General features: G+C 74.7%; 16 protein-coding genes. 10 read left to right on the top strand and 6 right to left on the bottom strand.

Going from position 1 to position 22150, the window contains the following annotated elements; all coding sequences use genetic code 11:
- Positions 1-10: 10 nt before the first annotated feature.
- Positions 11-232, bottom strand: a complete 222-nt coding sequence (locus tag ACYVAP_RS10525) for a DUF3107 domain-containing protein (RefSeq protein ID WP_264450158.1) — start codon at positions 230-232, stop codon at positions 11-13.
- Positions 233-279: 47 nt separating this feature from the next.
- Positions 280-894 carry a TetR/AcrR family transcriptional regulator gene (locus ACYVAP_RS10520; protein ID WP_264450160.1) on the bottom strand — a complete coding sequence of 205 codons (615 nt, stop codon included), beginning with the start codon at positions 892-894 and terminating at the stop codon, positions 280-282.
- 89 nt (positions 895-983) lie between these two features.
- On the opposite strand from ACYVAP_RS10520, the gene ACYVAP_RS10515 reads away from it, so the two are divergent.
- Together ACYVAP_RS10515 and ACYVAP_RS10510 are read left to right on the top strand one after the other, a co-directional pair.
- Positions 984-4163, top strand: a complete 3180-nt coding sequence (locus ACYVAP_RS10515; protein ID WP_498860601.1) for a PD-(D/E)XK nuclease family protein — start codon at positions 984-986, stop codon at positions 4161-4163.
- Positions 4160-7417: an ATP-dependent helicase gene (locus tag ACYVAP_RS10510; protein ID WP_498860600.1), complete on the top strand. Its 3258-nt coding sequence runs from the start codon at positions 4160-4162 to the stop codon at positions 7415-7417. Before ACYVAP_RS10515 ends, ACYVAP_RS10510 begins: the two co-directional genes overlap by 4 nt.
- Before the next feature lie 26 nt (positions 7418-7443).
- Here the strand turns inward: ACYVAP_RS10510 and ACYVAP_RS10505 are convergent, their stop codons facing one another.
- Positions 7444-8496 carry a protein kinase family protein gene (locus ACYVAP_RS10505; RefSeq protein ID WP_498860599.1) on the bottom strand — a complete coding sequence of 351 codons (1053 nt, stop codon included), beginning with the start codon at positions 8494-8496 and terminating at the stop codon, positions 7444-7446.
- 49 nt (positions 8497-8545) lie between these two features.
- On the opposite strand from ACYVAP_RS10505, the gene nudC reads away from it, so the two are divergent.
- From nudC to ACYVAP_RS10490, 3 genes are all read left to right on the top strand, one after another.
- The gene (gene nudC, locus ACYVAP_RS10500; RefSeq protein WP_137771174.1) at positions 8546-9469 is read left to right on the top strand and encodes an NAD(+) diphosphatase; all 924 of its coding nucleotides are present in this window, start codon (positions 8546-8548) and stop codon (positions 9467-9469) included.
- The gene (locus ACYVAP_RS10495) at positions 9469-11559 is read left to right on the top strand and encodes an ATP-dependent DNA helicase UvrD2 (protein WP_137771173.1); all 2091 of its coding nucleotides are present in this window, start codon (positions 9469-9471) and stop codon (positions 11557-11559) included. Before nudC ends, ACYVAP_RS10495 begins: the two co-directional genes overlap by 1 nt.
- Before the next feature lie 351 nt (positions 11560-11910).
- Entirely contained in the window at positions 11911-12198 is a 288-nt protein-coding gene (locus ACYVAP_RS10490) for a WhiB family transcriptional regulator (RefSeq protein WP_137771172.1), read from the top strand.
- Between the two features lie 144 nt (positions 12199-12342).
- Here ACYVAP_RS10490 and ACYVAP_RS10485 read toward each other — a convergent pair whose 3' ends face one another.
- A complete protein-coding gene (locus ACYVAP_RS10485; RefSeq protein ID WP_137771171.1) occupies positions 12343-12501 on the bottom strand; it encodes a DUF5679 domain-containing protein in 159 nt (52 codons plus the stop codon).
- A gap of 483 nt (positions 12502-12984) precedes the next feature.
- Between ACYVAP_RS10485 and ACYVAP_RS10480 the strand changes: the two genes are divergently transcribed.
- Positions 12985-13599, top strand: coding sequence for a M48 family metallopeptidase (locus ACYVAP_RS10480; protein ID WP_137771170.1), 615 nt, complete (start codon positions 12985-12987; stop codon positions 13597-13599).
- Here ACYVAP_RS10480 and ACYVAP_RS10475 read toward each other — a convergent pair.
- Together ACYVAP_RS10475 and ACYVAP_RS10470 are read right to left on the bottom strand one after the other, a co-directional pair.
- A complete protein-coding gene (locus ACYVAP_RS10475; RefSeq protein WP_498860598.1) occupies positions 13578-14204 on the bottom strand; it encodes an NUDIX hydrolase in 627 nt (208 codons plus the stop codon). The two genes, ACYVAP_RS10480 and ACYVAP_RS10475, sit on opposite strands and share 22 nt — an antisense overlap.
- Positions 14194-15657, bottom strand: a complete 1464-nt coding sequence (locus tag ACYVAP_RS10470; RefSeq protein ID WP_498860597.1) for a zinc-dependent metalloprotease — start codon at positions 15655-15657, stop codon at positions 14194-14196. Before ACYVAP_RS10470 ends, ACYVAP_RS10475 begins: the two co-directional genes overlap by 11 nt.
- Positions 15658-15740: 83 nt before the next feature.
- On the opposite strand from ACYVAP_RS10470, the gene ACYVAP_RS10465 reads away from it, so the two are divergent.
- The 4 genes from ACYVAP_RS10465 (at position 15741) to glgP (ending at position 22131) form a co-directional block, all read left to right on the top strand.
- Entirely contained in the window at positions 15741-16817 is a 1077-nt protein-coding gene (locus ACYVAP_RS10465) for a YlbL family protein (protein WP_498860596.1), read from the top strand.
- A 10-nt stretch (positions 16818-16827) separates the two neighbouring features.
- Positions 16828-17514 (top strand): HAD family hydrolase, encoded by a 687-nt coding sequence (locus tag ACYVAP_RS10460; RefSeq protein ID WP_137771167.1) that lies wholly within the window; start codon positions 16828-16830, stop codon positions 17512-17514.
- A gap of 142 nt (positions 17515-17656) precedes the next feature.
- Positions 17657-19339: an energy-dependent translational throttle protein EttA gene (gene ettA / locus ACYVAP_RS10455; RefSeq protein ID WP_137771166.1), complete on the top strand. Its 1683-nt coding sequence runs from the start codon at positions 17657-17659 to the stop codon at positions 19337-19339.
- Positions 19340-19563: 224 nt separating this feature from the next.
- Positions 19564-22131: a glycosyltransferase family protein gene (gene glgP, locus ACYVAP_RS10450; protein ID WP_498860595.1), complete on the top strand. Its 2568-nt coding sequence runs from the start codon at positions 19564-19566 to the stop codon at positions 22129-22131.
- Positions 22132-22150 lie beyond the last annotated feature (19 nt).

Raw genomic sequence — 22150 nt, 5'->3', positions numbered from 1 at the left:
GGGGGCGACGTCAGCCGAGGAAGCCCACGCGACGGGGCTCCTCGGTGGAGACCTCCGCGTAGGCGAGCTTCGCGCCGGGGACCAGCACGAGGCGGCCCTTGGCGTCGCGCAGCGTGACGGGGGAGCCGTCCTGGACGGCGGAGGCGAGCGAGCTCAGGACGTCCTCCGAGGACTCCTCGGACTCGATGACGATCTCTCGCGGGGAATGCTGGATGCCGATGCGGATCTCCATGACCTGCGCCTTTCTGTGTCCGACGGATGCGCCGTCACTCTATCGGCTCACTCGGCGGGAGCGGGGGCGTCTTCGCGCAGGGCGAATCCGGTCAGGCCGTCCACGACGAGCGCGGTCGTGGTGCGGAGCAGGTCCTCGCGGCTGTCCGCGTCCTCCGCCTCATGGGCGAGGCGCGCGGTGGACTGGGCGATCGCGATCATCGTGCGGCCGATGACCCGGGCGTGCGCGGGGGTGACGTCCCGGTAGGCGATGAGCACCCCGGCCACCTCGAGCGCGAGCGCGTCCAGGAGGCCGGCGACCTGCTGCTCGATGTCCTCGGAGACGTCGCCGCGCCCCGTGAACAGTCGCAGCGTGTTCTCGACCTCGACCATCTCGGTGAAGCGTCGCAGCCCTTCCTCGACCCGGGCCTGCGGCGGGCCGGGGACGTCCCGCAGCGAGCGGGCGACCTCGAGGAGCGACGCGCCGAGCACGTCGATGACCTCCTTGTAGAGCGTCTCCTTGGAGGTGAAGTGCTGGTAGAGCACGGGCTTCGTGACCCCGGCCGCGGCGGCGATGTCGTCCATCGAGGTGCCCTGGTAGCCGCGGGCGCGGAACACCTCGGTCGCGATCCCCAGCAGCTGCGCGCGCCGCTCCCGTCGGGGCATGCGGACGGTGGGCGCCATGGCTGTCCTCCAGGACCGGGGAGAGATGATCCGCCACACTCTAGCCCCGTGTCCCGTTCGTCCGCCTCATGGGGTGGAATGGGGGAGCCATGACCAGCACCGCACCCGCCCTCCGCCTCCTCGGCCCCGATCTCGACGCGCTGCCCGCCCTGCACACCCCGGCCACGCTCCGGGCTCCTCAGCGGGAGGCGCTCGAGCGGTTCGGGGCGGGCGCCGACGTCCTCGTCCACGGAGCGCCCCGCGCGGGTCGCACCGCGCTCGCGCTCGCCGCCGCGGCGACGGGGGATCCGGTGCTGCTGCTCGCGCCGCGCCGCGCGGCCGCCGCCCGGCTGCGGGACGCGCTCGCCGTGCACGGGGCAAGGGAGGCGCGGGTCATGACCCCCGCCGCGCTCGGCTTCGCCCTCGTGCGCTCGGACGCCACCCGTCGCGGGCTCGGGGAGCCGACCCTCGTCACGGGCGCGGACCAGGACGCCCTGCTCGCCGAGCTGATCGCCCAGCGCACCGACTGGCATCTCGAGGTCGACCCCGCGGCCCGCACCCTGCCCGGCTTCCGGACCGAGCTGCGTGACCTCGTCACGCGGGCCACCGAGCTGGGGCTGGGACCCGACGACCTCGAGGAGCTCGGGCGGCGGCGCGGGCGGCCCGCCTGGCGCGACGCGGCCGCCCTGCTGCGCGACTACCTCGGCGTCCTCGACCTCGAGGCGGCGACCGCGCTGGACGCGGGGCCGCGCCTGGACAGCGGCGGCCTCGTGCGCCGCGGTGCCCGGCTCGTGGCCGCCGGGGCCGTCGAGCTCCCTGCCCCGAGGGTCGTCGTCGACGACGCCCAGGACCTCACGAGCGCGGGCATCGCGCTGGTCCTCGCGCTCGCGGGCGCCGGGGCGCGGGTGCTCGTCACCGCGTGCGCCGACGAGGCGGTCGACACCTTCCGCGGCGCGCTGCCCGACGCGGCGGCCCGCCTCGCCGAGGCCCTCGGCCGGCCCTTCACGGAGGTGGTCCTCGACGGGGGAGGCGTGGACGGCGCCGTCCCCGCCGGGCCGGCGCTCGCCGTGGACTCCCTGCGGTCCCGGCTGCCGCTCGCCGGGGCCCCGGGCGCGCTGCGCCGCCCGCGGGACCTCGAGGGCTCGCACGACGGCCTCGCCGTGCTGCGGGCGCGCTCCCCGCTCGATGAGGCCCGGCTGCTCGCCTCGGCCCTGCGCGACCTCCACCACCGCGAGGAGATCCCCTACGACGACATGGCGGTCGTGTGCCGCTCGGGGAGCGCCGTCGCGGACGTCGCCGATCTGCTCGCCCGCAGCGGCCTCCCGGTGCGCACGCCCCGCCGGCCGCGGCCGCTGCGCGAGGAGGCCGTGGTCGCGGACCTCCTGCGCATCGTCGAGCTGGGGCTGGACGAGCTGTCCCGGGAGCCCGATCCGCTCGAGGCGCTCGAGCTGCTGCGCGGGCCCTTCGGCGATGCGGACCAGCTGCGCCTGCGCCGCATCCGGCGGCTCCTGCTCGCGGCCCGCCCCGAGGAGGACGAGACGCCGAGTGAGCAGCTGCTCGCTCGGGCCCTCGTCGCCGAGGAGGTCCCCGGGCTGCCGGCCGCCGAGGCGCGCGACCGCGCCGCGGCGCCGGTGCACCGCGTGCGCGCCATGATCGCGGCCGTCCGCTCGCGCGCCGAGGAGGGCGCCCAGGAGGTGCTGTGGTCCGCGTGGGACGCCTCCGCGCTCGCCGGCGGCTGGCGGCGAGCGGCCCTCGGCGCCGCGGAGGACGCCGACGGCGCCCGTGCCCGCCTCGCCTCCGGCCGCCTCGACGCCCTGCTCGAGCTGTTCGCCGCCGCCGAGCGCCTCGCGGACCGCCGGCCGGGCGCCGGGGCCCTCGACCTCGTCGAGCAGATCCGCGGCCAGGCCGTGGTCGAGGACACCCTCGCCGCCTCCGCGGCGCCCCGCGGACGCCTCGCCGTGCTCACCCCGGCGCAGCTCGCCGGGGAGGACCGCGACACGATCGTCCTCGCGCGGCTCCAGGAGGGGGCCTGGCCGAACCTGCGCCTGCGCTCGACGCTGTTCGGCGCGGCCGAGCTCTCCCTCGTCGGCGCCGCCCGGCCCGGGCAGGAGCCGCCCCCGGACCCGGACACGCTGCACGCCGCCCAGCGCGCGCAGGTCGTCGCCGACGAGGTGCGCCTCGCGGTGAGCGCCCTCTCCCGGGCCCGGACCCGCGTGCTCGTCACCGCCGTCGAGGACGGGGAGACGAGCCCCTCGGCGCTGCTCGAGGCGCTCGAGGCGCTCGGCCTCCCCGCCTGGACGGACGCGGAGACCCTCCGGCAGGACCCCGGACCCGCCCCCGATGCGCGCACCCTCGTCGCGACCCTGCGACGTCGCCTGCGGGAGGCCGACGACGCCTCTGGTCCCGACCTGGATGCCGCGGTCGCGCTGCGCGCCCTCGGCGAGGCCGGGGCGCCCGGCGCGGACCCCACCGCCTGGTACCACCAGCGCCCCTCGAGCGAGGAGGCGCTGCAGGAGCCCGGGACCGCCGTGCCGCTGTCCCCCTCCGCCCTCGAGCGCGCCCACGCCTGCCCTCGCGCCTGGCTGTTCGAGCGGGCCGGCGGCTCCCGCGCCTCCGGCCCCGCCCAGGTCCTCGGCACCGCCGTGCACCGCCTCGCCCAGGAGGACCCGCGCGGCGAGGCGGGGGAAGAGGACCTCCTCGCCCGCCTGCACACGCTGCTGCGCGGCGTCCCCGGGCTCGACACGTGGTCCGGCCGACGCCGCGTGCGCCGGGCCGAGGACGCCGCCCGGCTCCTCGCCGAGCACCTTCGCACGGCCGCCGCGCCCCCGCTCGCGATCGAGGCACCCTTCGAGGTCGAGCTCGCGGGCGAGCACCCCGTGCGCCTGCGCGGCACCGTCGACCGCATCGAGGGGGACGCGACCGGGCTGCGCGTCGTCGACCTCAAGACCGGCGCCCCGAAGACGAAGGCCGCGGCCGCGGAGGACCTCCAGCTCGCCGCCTACCAGACGGCCGTGCAGGAGGGCGCCTTCGCCGAGGCGCTCGGGGAGGACGCGGGCGAGCGCCTGGGCGGGGCGGAGCTCGTCTACCTCGGCGGCGGGGGCCGCCGGGCCGCCGTCCGCGGCCAGGGCGCGCTCACCGCCGCCGAGGACCCGGAGTGGTTCGCGCGCGCCGTCGCGCTCGTCGCCGAGGAGGTCTCGGGGGCCCGGGTCGTCGCCCGCCGCAACCCGCACTGCACGCACTGCGCGGTGCGCGCCTCGTGCCCGCTCCAGCCCGAGGGGGAGCAGCTGTGACCGCCGCGCCCGCCGTTCGCCTGCCCGCGCTCGAGCTCGCCGCCCTGCTCGACCAGCCGCCGCCCACCGAGGAGCAGCGCGCCGTCATCGAGGCGCCGCTCGCGCCGATGCTCGTCGTCGCCGGCGCCGGATCCGGGAAGACGGAGACCATGGCCTCCCGCGTCGTCTGGCTCATCGCCAACGGGATCGTCGAGCCCCGCCACGTGCTCGGGCTCACCTTCACCCGCAAGGCCGCCGGGGAGCTCTCCCATCGGATCGGGGCGCGGCTCTCCGCGCTCGCCGACGCGCTGCGCGCCGAGGGGCTCGCCCTCCCGCCGGGGCTCGAGCGCGGGGCGGACGAGCTCGTGGGTCAGCAGCCGACGGTCGCGACCTACAACGGCTTCGCCCTCGACCTCGTGCGCGAGCACGCGCTCGCCGTCGGCCTCGACCCGGAGCTGACGATGATGTCCGCCTCCGCGTCCTGGCAGCTCGCGCACACCCTCGTCGAGTCCGCGGACGACTCCCTCGACCTCGACGCCTCCCCGGCGACGCTCACCGCCGCGCTCATCTCGCTGACCTCCTCCCTCTCCGACCATCTCGTGGCGCCCGAGCAGCTGCGCGAGCACCTCGCCCGGGTCCGGGACCACCTCGCGGGGATCCCGCTCCAGGCCGAGGGACGGCGCCGGGTGACGCCGAAGAAGGTCGCCGGCGTGCTCGACGCGCTCGAGCAGCGCCTCGCCCTGATCCCCCTGCTCGAGCGCTTCGCCGAGGTCCGCCACCAGCGCGCCGCCCTCGACTTCGCCGACCAGATCGGGATCGCGGCGAGGATCGCGGCGGAGGTCCCCGCCGCGGCGGAGGACGCCCGACGCCGCCACCGCGTGGTCCTGCTCGACGAGTTCCAGGACACCTCGGTGGCGCAGCTGCGCATGCTCACCGACCTCTTCGGCCCCGGGCACGCCGCCTGCGCGGTGGGCGATCCGCAGCAGGCGATCTACGGCTGGCGCGGTGCCTCCGCCGCCTCGCTCGCCGGCTTCGCCCGCTCCTTCGCGGCGCCGGGCGCCCCCGTGCTCCAGCGCTCCCTGTCCACGTCCTGGCGCAACGACGAGGCCCCGCTCGCCGTCGCCAACCGGCTCGCCGGACCGCTGCGCGCGGCCGGTGCCGGGGTCGACATCCCCGAGCTGCGCTCGCGCCCCGGCGCGGGGGAGGGCGCGGTCGAGGTGCACGAGGCGGCCGACGAGTCCACCGAGGCGGCCGCGATCGCCGCCTGGGTGCTCGAGCGGCGCGCCGAGGCCGGCCCGGACGAGGACGTGCCGAGCGCCGCGGTGCTCGTGCGGGCCCGTCGGCAGATCCCCGCGCTCGTCGCGGGTCTCGAGGCCGCGGGTCTCGAGGCGGCCGTCGTGGGGCTCGGCGGGCTCCTGCACCGGCCCGAGGTCGCGGACGTCCGCGCCCTGCTCACGTGCGCCCACGACCCCTCGCGCGGCGACGCGCTGATGCGCCTGCTCACCGGACCGCGCGTGAGCCTGGGCGCCCGGGACCTCGCGGTCCTGGGCCGCTGGCGCGACCACCTCGCACGCCGCGCGGGAGGAGGACCGGGCGCCGCCGACGAGGCCGTCCAGGTGTCCCTCGTGGACGCCCTCGACGACCTCCCGCCCCACGGCTGGGAGGACCCGCAGGGCCGGGAGCTGGGGGAGGAGGGCCGGGCACGGCTGGTGCGTCTGCAGGCCGTGCTGCGCACCGTGCGCCGGCTGCTCCCGCTGCCGCTGCCGGACCTCGTCACCGCGGCCGTCCGCGCGCTCGACGTGGACCTCGCGCTGCTCGAGCGGGACGCCGACCCGGCCGTGCTGCGCGACCTCGAGGCGCTGCGCGACCACGCCGCCGCCTTCGAGTCCGGGGCGCAGCAGGGCGGTCTCGGCGCCTACCTCGACCTCCTCGAGATCAGCGAGGACGAGGAGGCGGGGCTGTCCGTCTCCGCCGCCGCGCAGACGGAGCCGCCGCCCGGCGCGGTCACGGTCGTGACCATGCATTCCGCGAAGGGTCTCGAATGGGACCTCGTCGCGGTCGCCGGGCTCACCGAGGGGTCCGTGCCCTCCTACGACCTGCGCCGCGCGCGCACCGACGAGGAGGGGCGGGTGCGCGTGCCCGCGAGCGGCTGGCTGGGTCCGCTCGCCGACGCCGCCGTCCCCACCGCCCTGCGCGGCGACGCCGAAACGCTCCCCGAGCTGCGGTGGGCCGAGGCGGACACCCAGGTCGACGCCGAGGAGCTCGTGGACGAGTACCAGCTCGCCCAGGGGGAGGAGTCGCTGCGGGAGGACCGCCGGCTCATGTACGTCGCGGTGACCCGGGCGCGGCGCCGGCTGCTGCTGACCTCCGCCGCCTGGCGGCAGGACGCGAGCCGGCCCCGGCCCCGCTCCCGCTATCTCGCCGAGATCGCGGACCTCGTGCCGACGGCCTTCCGCCGGGTCGAGGAGGTCCCCGAGGAGAACCCGCTGGTCTCCTCCCGGCGCACCGCGCTGTTCCCCGCCGACCCGGGGCCCGAGGAGGCCGCCCGCGATCGTGCGGCCCGGCTCGTCGCGGAGGCGGGCGCCGCCGATCGGGAGATCGCGGACCCGGCGCTCGCGACCCTCGTGGAGCGGGCCCTCGCCGACCTCGCCGAGCATCGCGCGCGCCCCGAGGTGCACTCCCCGGCCCGGCTGTCCGCCTCGCAGGTCGTCGCGCAGGCGCAGGACCCGACGGGCGCCGCGCTGGACCTGCTGCGCCCGCTCCCGCGCCGGCCTTCCGCCGCCGCCTCGCGGGGCACCGCCTTCCACGCCTGGCTCGAGCACCGCTTCGACGCGGGGACGCTCCTGGACCTCGAGGACCTCGCCGATCTCGCGGACCACGACGACGAGGGGCCGGCGGGCTCCGCCGCCGCGCTGCGGGACGCCTTCGCCGTCTCGGAGTGGGCCGACCGCACCCCGATCGCCGTGGAGCACCCCGTGACCACGCGGATCGGCGAGGTGGCGGTGCGCGGCGTGATCGACGCCGTCTTCCCCGATCCGGACGGCGGGGACGGCGTGATGATCGTGGACTGGAAGACGGGGCAGGTGCCGCCCCCGGCGCGGCTGCGGGCGCTCTCGCTGCAGCTCACGCTGTACCGCCTGGCCTGGCACGAGGCGACGGGCACGCCGCTGTCACGGATCCGCACCGCCTTCCACTACGTGGCCGCGGGCGTCACGCACGAGGTGACGCGTCATCCCTCGCGTGCGGCGGTCGAGAGCAGGCTCCGCGGCGACTGAGGCCGGGCGCGGGGCCCGTCACCCGGTCAGAGCCCGGGACGCTCGGAGGTCCCGGGGTGCTCGACGTCCTCGGGGGCGGCGGACCGCTGCTCGGGCGCGGGGTCCTGGCCCGGGGCGACGGGCTCGCGCCGATCGGCGTGGAGCTCCTCGTAGGTGCGCTCCGCCTCGTCGCGCGCGAGCTGCGCGAGGTCGTGGTCGAGGTCGGAGATCATGACCCGGGCGTCCTGGACGATCTCCTGGTCCTCGGTGTCCAGCCCGTGCAGGAGCCACTCGCACAGGGCGAACTCGCCGATCGCCTGCGCGCGCTCGACCAGGCGCGGGTGCACCTCGGTGGGGAGCTCCTCGCGGTAGGCGGCGTACAGCTCGTCGAAGCGCTCGGTGTCGAGGGAGGAGATGAGCCAGGCGAGATCCGTGGCGGGATCGGCGACCTTCGCCCGGTGCCACGAGAGCACGGCGCTGATGCGGTCCTCCGCGGCGAACAGCGACTCCTCGGAGAGGTCCGCGTGGATGAACTGGGGCGTGAAGTCCCACAGGTCGGCGTCGGCCAGCAGGGACTCCCAGCGCTGGGAGACCGCGGCGGGGAGGTGGCCGCCCTCACGGGCGCGGCGCACGCGGTCCGCGTGCTCGGAGAGCAGGGCGGCCGCGGTGAAGCTCTCGACCCCGGCCGCCTCCGCCGCGTAGCGGGGCACGGTGTGGATGCGGGCGAGCACCTGGCCCAGGGAACGGGCGAGGCCGGGGGAGTCCTGCAGCTCGTCGAGCATGAGCGGGTGCCCGGCGGGGGCGGCGCTCACCGCGGCGCGGCCGCCCTCGGCGAGCTTGACGAAACCGAGCACGGGCGGGACGACGCCGCGCAGGGGGGTGCCGGTCAGGGCGTCCGCGACGGTGAGATCGCGGTCCAGTCGCACCCCTGCGGCGGTCGACGCCGGGGAGCGGACCACCACGCGCTGGGAGTCCTCACCGACGACGCCCGCGACGTCGAGCTCCTCGGCGGGCGTGGCGATCGGCGTGGTCAGCGCGGGCACCAGGCCCGGGACCGCAGCAGCGGCGAGGGCGGCCAGGGAGAAGGAGTTGCGATGCACTCGTCCACCGTACCCGCCCGGCCTCCGTGGTCCGCGTAGGCTCGAGGCCATGCCGACGCTCCGTGGACCGCACCTGCGCACACCCCTCACCCTCCTGGACCCCGACCGCAGCGCGCTCGAGCGCTCGGACCCCTCGATCCTCGAGCCGGGGGAGGACGCGCGCTACGTCGTGACCCGTGCCGGAGCGGCCGCGATGAGCGAGGACGAGGACGGCCTGCTGCACGTCGTGCTCGAGACCGACGACCCCCGCGGCGGCACCGTCCAGCCGCTCGTGCTGCTGGGTCGCCGTGACGGCCGGCGCGTGCTGGGCGTCGAGATCGCCGAGCCGAGCCCCGAGCTCGACGACCCCGGCCGTGATCTCCGCGACCTCCGTCACGTCGCCTCCGATCTCGCCGAGGACGACGCCGATCTCGCCCTCGCCGCGACCTCGATGGGTGCCTGGCACCGCTCCATGCGCCACTGCCCGCTGTGCGGGGCGCTGCTCTCCGCGGAGATGGGCGGCTGGGTGCTGCGCTGCACGGAGGACGGCAGCGAGCACTTCCCGCGCACCGATCCCGCCGTGATCATGTCCGTCCGCGACGGCGCCGGCCGCCTGCTGCTCGCCCGCAACGCCCACTTCCCCACGGGCTTCCACTCCGTGCTCGCCGGCTTCGTCGAGCCGGGGGAGACGCTCGAGGGCGCGGTCGCGCGCGAGGTCGCCGAGGAGGTCGGGCTCGACGTCGCCGAGGTGCAGTACGTGGGCAGCCAGCCCTGGCCCTTCCCCCGCTCGCTCATGCTCGGCTACCGCGCCTGGATCCGCGGCACGGACACCCTCACCCTGGCCGACGGCGAGATCGCCGAGGCCCGCTGGTTCACCCGGGAGGAGCTGCGCGCCGCGGTCGAGGACGGCTCCGTGGGCATCCCCGGCACGGCGTCCCTGGGCCGCGCCCTCATCGACGACTGGCTGGACGAGGCGGAGGACCCGCGCGCCTGATGGACGAGACCACCCCTCCCACCGCCGAGCAGCTCCTGGAGGCGCTGGACCCCGAGCAGCGAGAGGTCGCCACGAGCTTCGGCGCGCCGCTGTGCGTGCTCGCCGGCGCCGGCACGGGCAAGACCCGTGCGATCACGCACCGCATCGCCCACGGCGTCGCGACCGGCCGCATGGACCCCAAGCACGTGCTCGCCGTGACCTTCACCGCGAAGGCCGCCGCGGAGATGCGCTCGCGGCTGCGCGACCTCGGCGTCCCCGCCGTGCAGGCCCGCACCTTCCACTCGGCGGCGCTGCGCCAGCTGCGCCACTTCTGGCCGCGCGTGGTGGGCGGCCCCATGCCGGAGCTCATGCCGCAGAAGTACGCGGGCATCGGCGAGGCCTGCCAGCGCCTGCACATGAGCGTGGACCGCGCGGCGCTGCGCGACATCGTCGCCGAGGTCGAGTGGTCCCGCGTGTCGATGCTGACCCCCGAGTCCTACCCGGCCGCCGCGGAGGCCGCCCAGCGGCCCGGGGTCGCCGGCTTCGACTCCCGCTCGATCTCCCGCATCCTCACCCAGTACGAGGAGGTGAAGAAGGAGCGCGGCGTGCTCGACTTCGAGGACGTCCTGCTGCACATGGTCGGCTTCCTCACCGAGCGGGCCGACGTCGCCCGCGAGGTGCGCTCCCAGTACCGCCATCTCGTCGTCGACGAGTACCAGGACGTCTCGACGCTCCAGCACGCGCTGCTGCGGCTGTGGCTCGGCAGCTCCGACGACCTCTGCGTGGTGGGCGACGCCGCGCAGACGATCTACACGTTCGCCGGGGCGCGCGCCTCGTTCCTGCTGGACTTCGGCAAGGAGTTCCCGCGCGCCCGCACCATCCGCCTCGAGCGCAACTACCGCTCGACCCCGCAGATCGTGCGGGTCGCGAACACGGTGCTCGACGGGGCGCGCGGCCGCACCCGCGCCTCCCGGCTGACCCTCGTCGCGCAGCGGCCCGCCGGCCCCCCGCCGGTGGTCGAGCACTTCGCGGACGACGACGCCGAGGCGCAGGGCACGGCGGCACGCATCGCGGAGCTGATCGAGGAGGGGCGCAGCGCCTCCGACATGGCGGTGCTCTTCCGCACCAACAGCCAGTCCGAGGCCCTCGAGCAGGCGCTCACCGCCCGCGGCATCGGCTACCTCGTGCGCGGCGGCGACCGGTTCTTCGACCGGCAGGAGGTGCGGCGCGCGATGGTCACCCTGCGGGCCGCGACCCGCGTCGAGCAGCTCGAGCCGGACCGCGCGGTGCGGGACGTGCTCACCCAGCTGGGCTGGTCCCCGAACCCGCCCGAGGGGACGGGGGCGCTCCGCGAGCGCTGGGACTCCCTGCAGGCGCTCGTCGGCCTCGCGGACACCGTCCTCGCCCGGCCCGGCGCCGGGCTGCCCGAGGTGGTCCGGGAGCTCGAGGAGCGGGCCGAGGCGCAGTCCGCGCCGGTGGTCGACGGCGTCACCCTCGCCTCCGTGCACGCGGCGAAGGGCCTGGAGTGGCCGGTCGTGCACCTGGTCGGGGCGAGCGACGGCCTGCTGCCGATCTCCATGGCCCGCACGGCGATGGAGATCGAGGAGGAGCGACGGCTCTTCTACGTGGCGCTCACCCGCGCCCGCGACCTCCTGACGATCAGCTGGGCCGCCGCGCGCACGCCGGGGGCCCGCGGGTCCCGCAAGCCCTCACGCTTCCTCGACGGCATCATCGCCGCCCCCGCGGAGCCAGCGGGCGGGGGAGGGGCGACCGCGCGCCGCACGGGGCGCCGCGGCGCGACCGTGTACAGCGAGTGCACGGTGTGCGGCGAGGCGCTGGTCTCCGCACGCGAGCAGCGGGTGGGCCGCCACGGCGGCTGCCCCGCCGGCGCGGGGGAGAAGGTGCGCGACGCGCTCCGCACGTGGCGCGCGCAGCGGGCACGGGAGCAGGGCAGCCCGCCCTTCGCGGTGCTCACCGACGCCGCGCTCGAGGCGATCGCCGAGCGGAACCCCCGCACCGCCCGTGAGCTGCTGGCCGTGCCGGGGCTCGGGGCGACGGCGATCCAGCGCCACGGGGAGGCCATCCTGGCCGTCCTCGATGACATGCGCTGACATGCGCTGACATGCGCTGACGGGCTGCCGCAGACGGACGAAAACCCAGGTCAAAAAAAGATTGGCCCCGTCCTGCGGGGTGTGTAGACTCGCCGTCGTCCATCGTTGATCGTCGTGAACCGGGAGACCGGGCCGCGCGCAGAGAGAGAGGGAGGTGTCGTCGTGATCGATTATGCAGATCTCATCGGAGGAAGCTCCGTGCCCACCGGCGGCACTGCCCGCCTGCGCACGCTCTCCCCCGTGGTGCCCACGCGCAGCTGACGAGAACGCTCTCTCGCTGCCGGGGCCGCCACCACCGCCGCCCCTCGGAGCCCACCGGCTCCCCACGACGATTCCTGAAGCAGCGAGACGATGACCTCCTCCACCTTCACCACCGCATTCCCGTTCCCGACCGCTCTCGCAGCGGATCTCCTGCCCTGCCATGAGCCGGAGGCGGCCGACCTCTTCTTCTCGGAGCGGCCCGCCGATCTCGAGCAGGCGAAGGTCCTGTGCACCGGCTGCCCGCTCCTCGAGGAGTGCCGTCGCGGCGCTCTCGAGCGCTCCGAGCCCTGGGGCGTCTGGGGCGGGGCCATCTTCGACGCGGGCCGCATCATCGCCGTCAAGCGCGGCCGTGGGCGTCCCCGCAAGAACGCCGCCTGAGCCGATGCGCGCGACGCACCGACCGGGCGCGCGCACCGACCCCCGACGCCTCCGACGTCGCGCATGTCGTGGCACACCGCCCGAGAGCACCGACGGGGCGGGACACCAGCTGGTGTCCCGCCCCGTCCGGCGTCGTGGTCGCGATCAGGCCTTGCCGAGGATCCGGTTCAGCTTGGTGCCGCACACGGGGCACACGGCCTTCGCCATGCGCCGACCGTTGGAGACGACGACGTTGCCCTCGGCCTCTCGCTTCTCCCGGCACTTGACGCAGTAGAACTCTCCGGCGTAGGTCTCGTCGGCCATACCCGCTCCTTGAAATCGGTGATTCGGTGGAGGCGATCCGCTCAAGGGGACCGCCGGCCGTTCACTGTAACGCTCCGTGGGGCGGCCCGTCGCACGCTTCGGGTTCAAGGGGCTCCCGGAGGAGCGGAGGAAGTGCGTGCGACGGGCCCGCGTCGGGTCCGAAGGAGTCCGACATCGGCCCTTCGAGCCGTGGGGCCCCGGGGGCGCTCAGCACCACGCGCACCTTCCCCGTGTGCGTCCTGCTAGTTATCCCGGGGCCCCACGTCCTGCTGAACGTATCCCCACCGGGCGCCGTCGGTCAAAGCTGCGTCGGGGATGGATTGTGGACAAGTGCCCACGGGCTGTGGACGACACGTGGGCGGTGGTGCGCCTGCTGTGGAGGAGAGGCGGGATATCCCCTGGAAAGGCCTGTGACCTGCAGATCTCGAGCGCACAGCTGTGGACGGAGAAAAGATCCCACACTCACGTGACAGGCTGTGCGCCATGCCCCGTCGCGCCTCCGCCGTCCCTGCCCCGTACCGCGTCGACGCCCGCGGACCGCGGGGGGAGGAGGTCTGGGTGCGCCGCTCGGCGCAGCGCCGGCGCAGCGTCGAGATCCGCCTGCGCGAGGGTCGCCTCGTCGTCGCGATCCCGTCCACCTACAGCGCGGCCCAGGAGCGGGAGGCGGTCGAGGGGCTGCTGGTGCGGTACGGGGCGAAGATGGAGGCCCATGCCCCCAGAGCCCGCAGTGACGAGGACCTCGTCGCGCTCGCGCGGGAGCTCTCGGCCGACCACCTGGAAGGGCGCGCCCGTCCGCGCTCGATCACGTGGACCTCGCGGCAGAACCAGCGCTGGGGATCCTGCACCCCCTCAACGGGGACGATCCGTCTCTCCGACCGTCTCCAGGGCATGCCGGACTGGGTGGTGCGGGCCGTGGTCATGCACGAGCTCGTGCATCTCCTGGAGCCGGGGCACGGCCCCGCCTTCCAGGCGCTCCTGCACCGCTACCCGCTCGCCGAGCGGGCGGACGGCTTCCTGCGCGGCTACGCCTGGGCGCTCGACGAGGCCGGCGGGGAGCAGGGTCTCGGGGACCCCGATCAGGACGACGTCGAGAGATAGCGCGCGATCGCCGCGAGCTTCTCCGGCATGTCCTCGACGGTCCCCTCGGGGAGCTCCGCCACTGAGCGCTCGGGGCCGGTGCCGAGCAGCGGCCAGGGCACCCAGCGCACCTCCGGCGACTCGTCGCTCGGACGCAGGGTCAGCTCCGCCGCGGGCGCTGCGGCGCGGAAGAGGTGCTGCACGTCCCAGTGCTCCCGGCAGCTCCCGAAGGCGGCCGAGAGCGCATGGCGGTGCAGCACCGCGGGCCCGGGGCCCACGCGCTCCAGATCGTCCAGGCCGATCTCCTCGGCGACCTCGCGCCGCGCGGCGGCCTCGAGGGAGGGGTCGCCCGCCTCGAGGTGACCGCCGGGCTGCACCCAGAAGCGGCCCTTGCGATGCCAGACGAGCGCCACGTGCTCCGCCGGCGCGTCGATCACCACGGCGCTCGCCGTCAGGTGCCGCGGGCCGCCGTCGCGCCACAGGGCATCGGGCTCGGCGCGGAGCACCGAGAGATAGTCGGCCGCGCCGTCGATGCCCGCGTCACGGGCCGCCGCGAGCTCGAGGAGCGCCCGGTCCCGCAGGCCGTCGACGCTGCTCGGGCCGGCGGGCGCCGGCTCAGCGCCCATCGCCGGAGGCGTCGGTGCCGCCCTCCTCCTCGCGCAGCAGCTTCTCGAGCTCCGCGTCGAAGTCCGCGGGCATCTCCACGGCCTCCGCGCCGTCGCCGGCGCCCTCGGGGGCCGGCCGCGGCGCCTGCGGCGTCCCGGAGAGCACCTCGGAGCCCGGCAGCAGGTCCGGGTGCGCCCACTTTGCCTCGCGGCCCTCGATGCCCTCCGTCGCGAGGACGCTCTCCCACCAGCTGAGCGCCTCGCGCACGCGGCGGGGACGCAGCTCGATGCCGACGGTGCTCGCGAGCATCTGCTCGGCCGGGGAGCCGGAGGCACGGCGGCGCCGCAGGACCTCGCGCAGCGCGTCCAGCTGGGGCAGCTTGCCCTCGAGCGCGCGGGAGGTCACGTGGTCGACCCACGCCTCGATGAGCGCGAGGGTCGTCGCGAGCTCCTCGAGCGCTCGCTCCTGGGCGGCCCGGCGGGTGAAGACGAAGAGGTCCTCGGGGCGCCGGGACTGCAGCGACTCGGGGTCGGAGAGGTCGAGCTCCCGCACCGCCTCGTCGAGCGCGTCGAGGTCGAGGGTGATCCCGCGGGCGTAGTCGTCGATCGCGGAGAACAGCGCCTTCCCGAGCCAGGGGGCGGCCGCGAACAGGGCCGTGTGCGCGATCTCCCGGGCGGCGAGGAAGATCCGTGCCGCGGGCGCGTCCAGCGAGTTCTCGCCCACGAGATCGGCGACGTTCGCGGCCACGAGGGCCGGCTCGCCGTCGCGGCCCAGAGGCAGCGAGAGGTCGGTGGTGCCCATCGCCTCACGGGCGAGGGTGCCGATCGCCTGGCCGTACTGGACGGCGAAGAGCGTTCCGCCGATCCGCTCCATCATCCCGGCCGGATCCGCGCCGCCCGGCAGCTCCGCCTCGCCCATCTGGGCGGTCTGCGCGGCGATCGCCTCGCCGATCGCGCCGGCCATGTACGCCGCGACGGGCTCCACGAGTGAGCGCCAGCGGGGGAGCGTGCGATGCAGCCAGGTGCCGCGGCTGAACACGGCGAGCTCCGCCGCGGGCACGTCGATCGCGAGCACGGGGTCCAGCCACAGCCGTGCCACCTGCGCGGCCTCCCGCAGCTCCTGCACCTGGGCGGGGGTGGGATCGGGATCCCCCGGCGAGCCCGTGGGCGCGGGAGCCCCGGGCGCTCCGGGGATCTGGAGAGAGCCCACCGCGGCGCGCCGCGCGAGGTCCTCCGCCATCGTCCAGTTCACGGGGCCCTCCCCGGAGCCCATGAACATCTGCTGCATCTGCGCCGCGGCGGCGCGCAGCTGCGCCGGGTCCTGCGGCAGGTTCGCCTGCGCCGCGATCGCGCCGAGGTCGAGGCCGTCCAGCGCGCCCTCCGGCAGCGCGTCGCCGAAGGTCTCCTTCAGCAGGCGCCTCAGGGCTTCCTCGTCCATGTCGCCGGACCCTCCCGGCATCGGGTTCTGGCTCATCGCCACCTCCAGAGGTTCGTCGCCGCCCAGCGTACCGAGCACAGCCTGGGGGTGGTGTGCGCGCGGTGCGGCACAATGTCCCGGTGAGCTCTCCCGCCCCCTCCACCCTGCACCGCCCGGTCCTGGCAGGGGTGAGCCTCGCCTCCCTGTGCGTCATGATCCTGGGGGCCTCGCTGCTGCCGGTCCCGTACGTCATCGAGAGCCCGGGCCCGGCGATCGACGTCCTCGGCGACTACGAGGACGAGAAGATCCTCACGATCGACGGCGGCGACGAGCACCCCACCTATCCCACCGACGGCGAGCTCATGATGACCACGGTCTCCGTCGACGGCGGCCCCGGCTACCGGGTCACCGCCGCGGAGGTCCTGGTCGCCTGGTTCGACGGCACCCGCTCGGTGCTGCCGCGCGAGCTGCTCTACCCCGAGGACCAGAGCGCCGAGGAGAGCAGCCTCGAGACCTCCGTGCAGATGAGCACCTCCCAGCAGGACGCCGTCGCCGTGGCCCTCGACGAGCTCGACATCCCCTACGAGGACACGGTCATCGTCGCCGGCGTCGAGACGGGCGCCCCCGCGGACGGCGTCCTCGAGCCCGGCGACCGCGTGCTCCGCATCAACGGGGAGTCCGCCTCGGACACCGCGGGCTTCCAGGCGCTCGCCGCCGCGACGCCCGCCGGCCAGGACGTCGAGATGACCGTCGAGCGCGAGGGGGAGGAGCAGACGCTCCAGGTGCCCACCGAGCAGGCCGACGGGAAGCCCCGCATGGGCATCGTCCTCGGCGCCGGCCACGACTTCCCGATCGACGTCGGCATCTCCGTCGGCGACGTCGGCGGTCCCAGCGCCGGCACCATGTTCGCGCTCTCGGTGTACGACGAGCTCACCCCCGGCGCGCTCACCGGCGGCAAGGACATCGCGGGCACCGGCACGATCGACGCGGAGGGCGCCGTCGGCGCGATCGGCGGCATCCGCCAGAAGATGGTCGGCGCCCACGACGCCGGCGCCGACTACTTCCTCGCCCCGGCGGAGAACTGCGACGAGGTCACGGGGCACGTCCCCGACGGCCTCGCCGTCGTCAAGGTCTCCACCTTCGAGGAGGCCCGCCATGCGGTCGAGACGATCGGCACCACCGGCAGCACCGACGACCTGCCCACCTGCAGCTCCTGAGGAGGACCCCATGGCCCGCAAGCGCCGCACCCCCGCCCGCCCCACCGTCGTGCTCGACTTCGGCGGTGTGCTGAGCGCGGGGCACGACCCCGTGCCGGACCTGCATGAGCTGCTCGGCGGCGACGCCGCGACCCTCGGCGAGTCCCTCTGGTCCCACCGCCCCGACTACGACCGCGGCACCGTCGACGCCGCGACCTACTGGGGGAGCGTGGCCGCCGCGAGCGGGATCGAGACCCTGAGCGCCGAGGAGGTCGCCGAGCTGCAGGCGGCCGACGACCGCTACTTCCTGCGCCTGGACCCCGAGTCCCGCGCGCTCCTGCACGACCTCGCCCGCAACGAGGTGCGCCTCGTGCTGCTCTCCAACGCCTCGGTGGGCTTCGGCGAGGCCGTGCGCCGCACCGACTGGTTCGAGGCCTTCTCGTTCGCCGTGATCTCGGGGGAGGAGAAGGTCGTCAAGCCCGAGCGCGAGATCTACGAGATCCTGCTCGAGGTGCTCGCGCACGAGAACGGCGGGGTGGCGCGGCCCGGGGACGTCGTGTTCTTCGACGACCGCGAGGACAACGTCGAGGCGGCCCGCGCCCTCGGCATCGACGCGCACCTGTGGCCGCGCAACGGCGACCCCCGCCCCGAGGGCGTCGAGCACGGCGCGGTCCAGGCGCGGCGCGTGCTCGCCGAGCGCGGCATCCCGCTGGACTGACACGACCCTCCCCGCTGCTGCGGGCGGTCTGGGTGAGCCGGGGACGGGCTCCGGGTAGAGTCGGGGATCGCCCGTCCCGTGCGGCGCCCCGCTGTGGCGCGCCGGTGCGGACCCCCGACCCCTCTTCGAGAAGGAACCTCAGGTGGCAGAGTTCATCTACACGATGTACAAGGCCCGGAAGGCCGTGGGAGACAAGGTCATCCTCGATGACGTCACCATGAGCTTCTACCCCGGCGCCAAGATCGGCATGGTGGGCCCCAACGGCGCCGGCAAGTCGACGATCCTCAAGATCATGGCCGGTCTCGACCAGCCCTCCAACGGCGAGGCCCGCCTCAGCCCCGGCTACAGCGTCGGCATCCTGCTCCAGGAGCCGCCGCTGGACGAGACCAAGACCGTCCTGGAGAACGTCCAGGAGGGCATGGGCGACCTCTACCGCAAGGTGCAGCGCTTCAACGCCATCGGCGAGGAGATGGCCCTGCCGGACGCGGACTTCGACGCGCTCATGGAGGAGATGGGGAAGCTCCAGACCGAGATCGACGCGGCGAACGGCTGGGACCTCGACTCCCAGCTCGAGCAGGCGATGGACGCCCTGCGCTGCCCGCCCGGCGACGAGCAGGTCACCCATCTCTCCGGCGGTGAGCGCCGCCGCGTGGCGCTGTGCAAGCTCCTCCTGGAGAAGCCGGACCTGCTCCTCCTCGACGAGCCCACCAACCACCTCGACGCGGAGAGCGTGCTCTGGCTCGAGCAGCACCTCCAGCAGTACGAGGGCGCCGTCATCGCCGTGACCCACGACCGGTACTTCCTGGACCACGTGGCCCAGTGGATCGCCGAGGTCGACCGCGGCCACCTCTACCCCTACGAGGGCAACTACTCCACCTACCTGGAGAAGAAGGAGGAGCGCCTCGCCGTCCAGGGCAAGAAGGACGCGAAGCTCGCCAAGCGCCTCAAGGAGGAGCTCGAGTGGGTGCGCTCCTCGGCCAAGGGTCGCCAGGCGAAGTCCAAGGCGCGACTGGCCCGCTACGAGGAGATGGCCGCGGAGGCCGAGCGCACCCGCAAGCTCGACTTCGAGGAGATCACCATCCCGCCGGGCCCGCGGCTCGGCAACCAGGTCATCGACGGCAAGGACCTCAAGAAGGGCTTCGGGGAGCGCGTGCTCATCGACGGCCTCTCGTTCTCCCTGCCGCCCAACGGCATCGTCGGCGTCATCGGCCCGAACGGCGTCGGCAAGACGACGCTGTTCAAGACGATCGTGGGGCTCGAGGAGCTCGACGGCGGCGAGCTGAAGGTGGGCCAGAGCGTCCAGATCAGCTACGTCGACCAGAACCGCGAGAACATCGATCCGGAGAAGAACCTCTGGGAGGTCGTCTCCGACGGGCTCGACTTCATCCAGGTCGGCAAGGTCGAGATCCCCTCGCGCGCCTACGTCAGCCAGTTCGGCTTCAAGGGCCCGGACCAGCAGAAGAAGGCCGGCGTGCTCTCCGGCGGCGAGCGGAACCGCCTGAACCTCGCGCTCACCCTCAAGCAGGGCGGCAACGTCCTCCTGCTCGACGAGCCGACGAACGACCTCGACGTGCAGACCCTCGGCTCGCTCGAGAACGCGCTGCTCGAGTTCCCCGGCTGCGCCGTCGTCGTCTCCCACGACCGCTGGTTCCTGGACCGGGTCGCGACGCACATCCTGGCCTACGAGGGCACCGAGGAGAACCCGTCGAACTGGTACTGGTACGAGGGCAACTTCGAGGCGTACGAGAAGAACAAGGTCGAGCGCCTGGGCGAGGACGCGGCGCGTCCCCACCGCGTGACGCACCGTCGCCTCACCCGCGACTGAGCGGGTGCCGGGGCATGACCGCCCCGGCGACCCTCCCGACCTGACGCGGCCCCGTCGCGACCGGCTCCGGCCGGCCGTGGCGGGGCCGTCGCCGTCGACCGTGCCCGCAGGCTGAAAGAACTTGCAGAAAACGGGGGGAACCTCCGAGCTTCGGGGTGAAGTGCCAGGTCAGGGGCTTGCGGCAGAGACGCAAGAATCGGCGTCCCCTCGGGTATCGTGGTGCCATGAAGCCGATCTCGACGATCACGGTGTCCTCGGACCTGCCCGCCGCCCTCTCGCCGCTGCGGGAGCTCGCCATGAACCTCCGCTGGACCTGGCGCCGCCAGACCGCGGACCTCTTCCGCACGCTCGACCCGGCGGCCTTCGCCGCGAGCGACGGCAACCCGATCGCCATGCTCCCGACCGTCCCCGCCTCGCGCCTCGCCGAGGCCGCCCGAGACGAGTCCTTCCTCTCCCGCATGCGCGGAGAGATCGGCGACCTGCGCACCTACCTCGACTCGGGCCGCTGGTTCCAGCGCACCGCGGGCAGCACGGGCGGCGGCGCCGGCGCGCCGACCTCCGTCGCCTACTTCTCCATGGAGTTCGGCATCACCCCGACCCTGCCGATCTACTCCGGCGGCCTCGGCATCCTCGCCGGTGACCACCTGAAGTCCGCCTCGGACCTCGGGGTGCCGCTCACCGCGATCGGCCTGCTCTACCAGTGGGGCTACTTCTCGCAGTCGCTGGACCGCGAGGGCTGGCAGCAGGAGGAGTACAAGCTCAACGACCCCGCCTCCCTGCCCGTGCAGGAGGTGCGCGGCGAGGACGGTGAGCAGCTCACCGTCTCCGTGACCCTGCCCGGCGGCCGCGAGGTCGCCATCGCCGTGTGGGTGGCGCAGGTGGGTCGGGTGCCGCTGCTGCTCCTGGACACGAACGTCGCGTCGAACGACGAGGACCTGCGGGCCATCACCGACCGCCTCTACGGCGGCGACCACGAGCACCGGATCGTGCAGGAGATCGTGCTCGGGATCGGCGGCGTGCGCGCCGTCGAGGCCTACTCGCGCCTCACCGGCGCCCCTGCGCCCACCGTCTTCCATCTCAACGAGGGCCATGCCGGCTTCTCCGGCCTCGAGCGCGTGGGCACGCTCATGCAGGGCGGCGCCTCCTTCGCCGAGGCCCACGCCGAGGTGCGCGCCGGCACGGTCTTCACCACCCACACCCCGGTGCCCGCGGGCATCGACCGCTTCGACACGGATGAGCTGCGCCGCTACCTCGACGCCGACGAGTCCGGTCTCTCCCGGCTGATTCCCGCGCTGCCCGTCGAGGCCGCGCTCGCGCTCGGCACCGAGGAGGGCGGCGAGGTGTTCAACATGGCGCACCTCGGCTTCCGCATCGCGCAGCGCGCGAACGGCGTCGCGAAGCTCCACGGCGCCGTCTCCCGGGCGATGTTCCAGGAGCTCTACCCCGGCTTCGACGTCCCCGAGGTGCCGATCACCTCGGTCACCAACGGCGTGCACCGCCGCACCTGGACCTCCCCGGTGATGGACGACCTCTACAAGAAGGCCCTCGGCGACGTGGACGTCTCCGCGCTCTCCGACTGGAGCGCGCTCGCCGCCCTCACCGACCACGAGCTCACCGGCGCCCGGGACCGCCTCCGCAGCGACCTCGTGGACATGGCCCGCAAGCACGTGAAGCGGGCCTGGCTGCGCCGCGGCGCAGACGAGGCGGAGCTCGGCTGGACCGAGCACATCCTCGACCCGCAGGCGCTCACCATCGGCTTCGCCCGCCGGGTGTCCACCTACAAGCGCCTGACGCTCATGCTCTCGGACCCCGAGCGCCTGCGCCGCATCCTGCTGGACCCCGAGCGGCCCGTGCAGTTCGTCATCGCCGGGAAGTCCCACCCGGCGGACCGCCCCGGCAAGGAGTTCCTCCAGCAGCTCGTGCGCTTCGCCGACGAGGCCGGCGTGCGCCACCGGATCGTGTTCCTGCCGGATTACGACATCCGCATGGCCTCCGTGCTCATCGCGGGCGCCGACGTCTGGCTGAACAACCCGATCCGCCCCGAGGAGGCCTCCGGCACCTCCGGCATGAAGGCCGTCCTCAACGGCGGGCTCACCTTCTCCGTCTCCGACGGCTGGTGGGACGAGATGAAGGACGACGAGGCCGGCTGGACCATCCCCACCGCCCAGGTCGCCGACCAGCACGAGCGCGACCGCCTCGAGGCGAACGCGCTCTACGAGATCCTCGAGAACCGGATCGTCCCGCTGTTCCACGAGCGGGACGAGCGCGGACTCCAGCACGGCTGGATGGAGACGGTGCGCACCTCGCTCGTGCGGATCGCGCCGCAGATCACCGCGGCGCGCATGGTGCGCGACTACGTGACCGATCTCTACACGCCGGCGGCCCGGGCCGCCGCGCGCTTCGCGCAGGACCCCTCGACCGCCTCCTCCTTCACCGCCTGGAAGGAGCGCGTGGGCGCCGCGTGGTCGCAGGTCGCGGTGCAGGACGTGCGGCTCGAGGGCGTCGAGGGCGGCCGGGTCGCGACCGGCGGCGAGGTGAGGCTCTCCGCGGAGGTGCAGCGCGGCGGGCTCGAGGAGCAGGACCTGCTCGTCGAGGCCGTGCTGGGCCCGGTGGACGAGAAGGGTGAGATCATCGGCGGACAGCTCATCCCGCTGCGGCGTGGGGAGGACGGCCGCTGGGCCGCCCGCTTCGCGCTCACGGTCCCCGGTGAGATCGGATGCACCGTGCGCGCCACGCCGCAGCATCTGGTGCTCGCCTCCCGGGCCGAGCTCGGGCTGGTCGCCACCGCCTGAGCCGCCGCAGCACCCCGAC

This window comes from Brachybacterium horti (assembly GCF_054777615.1).
Note: the sequence above shows the minus strand (reverse complement) of the source record. Positions and strands in the feature narration are given on the sequence as shown.

Excerpts from the sequence above, each read along its gene's own strand:
- ACYVAP_RS10480 (WP_137771170.1), top strand. The coding sequence starts at position 12,985 with ATGCCCCGTCGCGCCTCCGCCGTCCCTGCCCCGTACCGCGTCGACGCC.
- ACYVAP_RS10475 (WP_498860598.1), bottom strand. The coding sequence starts at position 14,204 with ATGGGCGCTGAGCCGGCGCCCGCCGGCCCGAGCAGCGTCGACGGCCTG.
- ACYVAP_RS10460 (WP_137771167.1), top strand. The coding sequence starts at position 16,828 with ATGGCCCGCAAGCGCCGCACCCCCGCCCGCCCCACCGTCGTGCTCGAC.
- ACYVAP_RS10485 (WP_137771171.1), bottom strand. The coding sequence starts at position 12,501 with ATGGCCGACGAGACCTACGCCGGAGAGTTCTACTGCGTCAAGTGCCGG.
- nudC (WP_137771174.1), top strand. The coding sequence starts at position 8,546 with ATGCCGACGCTCCGTGGACCGCACCTGCGCACACCCCTCACCCTCCTG.
- ACYVAP_RS10525 (WP_264450158.1), bottom strand. The coding sequence starts at position 232 with ATGGAGATCCGCATCGGCATCCAGCATTCCCCGCGAGAGATCGTCATC.
- glgP (WP_498860595.1), top strand. The coding sequence starts at position 19,564 with ATGAAGCCGATCTCGACGATCACGGTGTCCTCGGACCTGCCCGCCGCC.
- ACYVAP_RS10495 (WP_137771173.1), top strand. The coding sequence starts at position 9,469 with ATGGACGAGACCACCCCTCCCACCGCCGAGCAGCTCCTGGAGGCGCTG.
- ACYVAP_RS10470 (WP_498860597.1), bottom strand. The coding sequence starts at position 15,657 with ATGAGCCAGAACCCGATGCCGGGAGGGTCCGGCGACATGGACGAGGAA.
- ACYVAP_RS10515 (WP_498860601.1), top strand. The coding sequence starts at position 984 with ATGACCAGCACCGCACCCGCCCTCCGCCTCCTCGGCCCCGATCTCGAC.
- ACYVAP_RS10520 (WP_264450160.1), bottom strand. The coding sequence starts at position 894 with ATGGCGCCCACCGTCCGCATGCCCCGACGGGAGCGGCGCGCGCAGCTG.
- ACYVAP_RS10490 (WP_137771172.1), top strand. The coding sequence starts at position 11,911 with ATGACCTCCTCCACCTTCACCACCGCATTCCCGTTCCCGACCGCTCTC.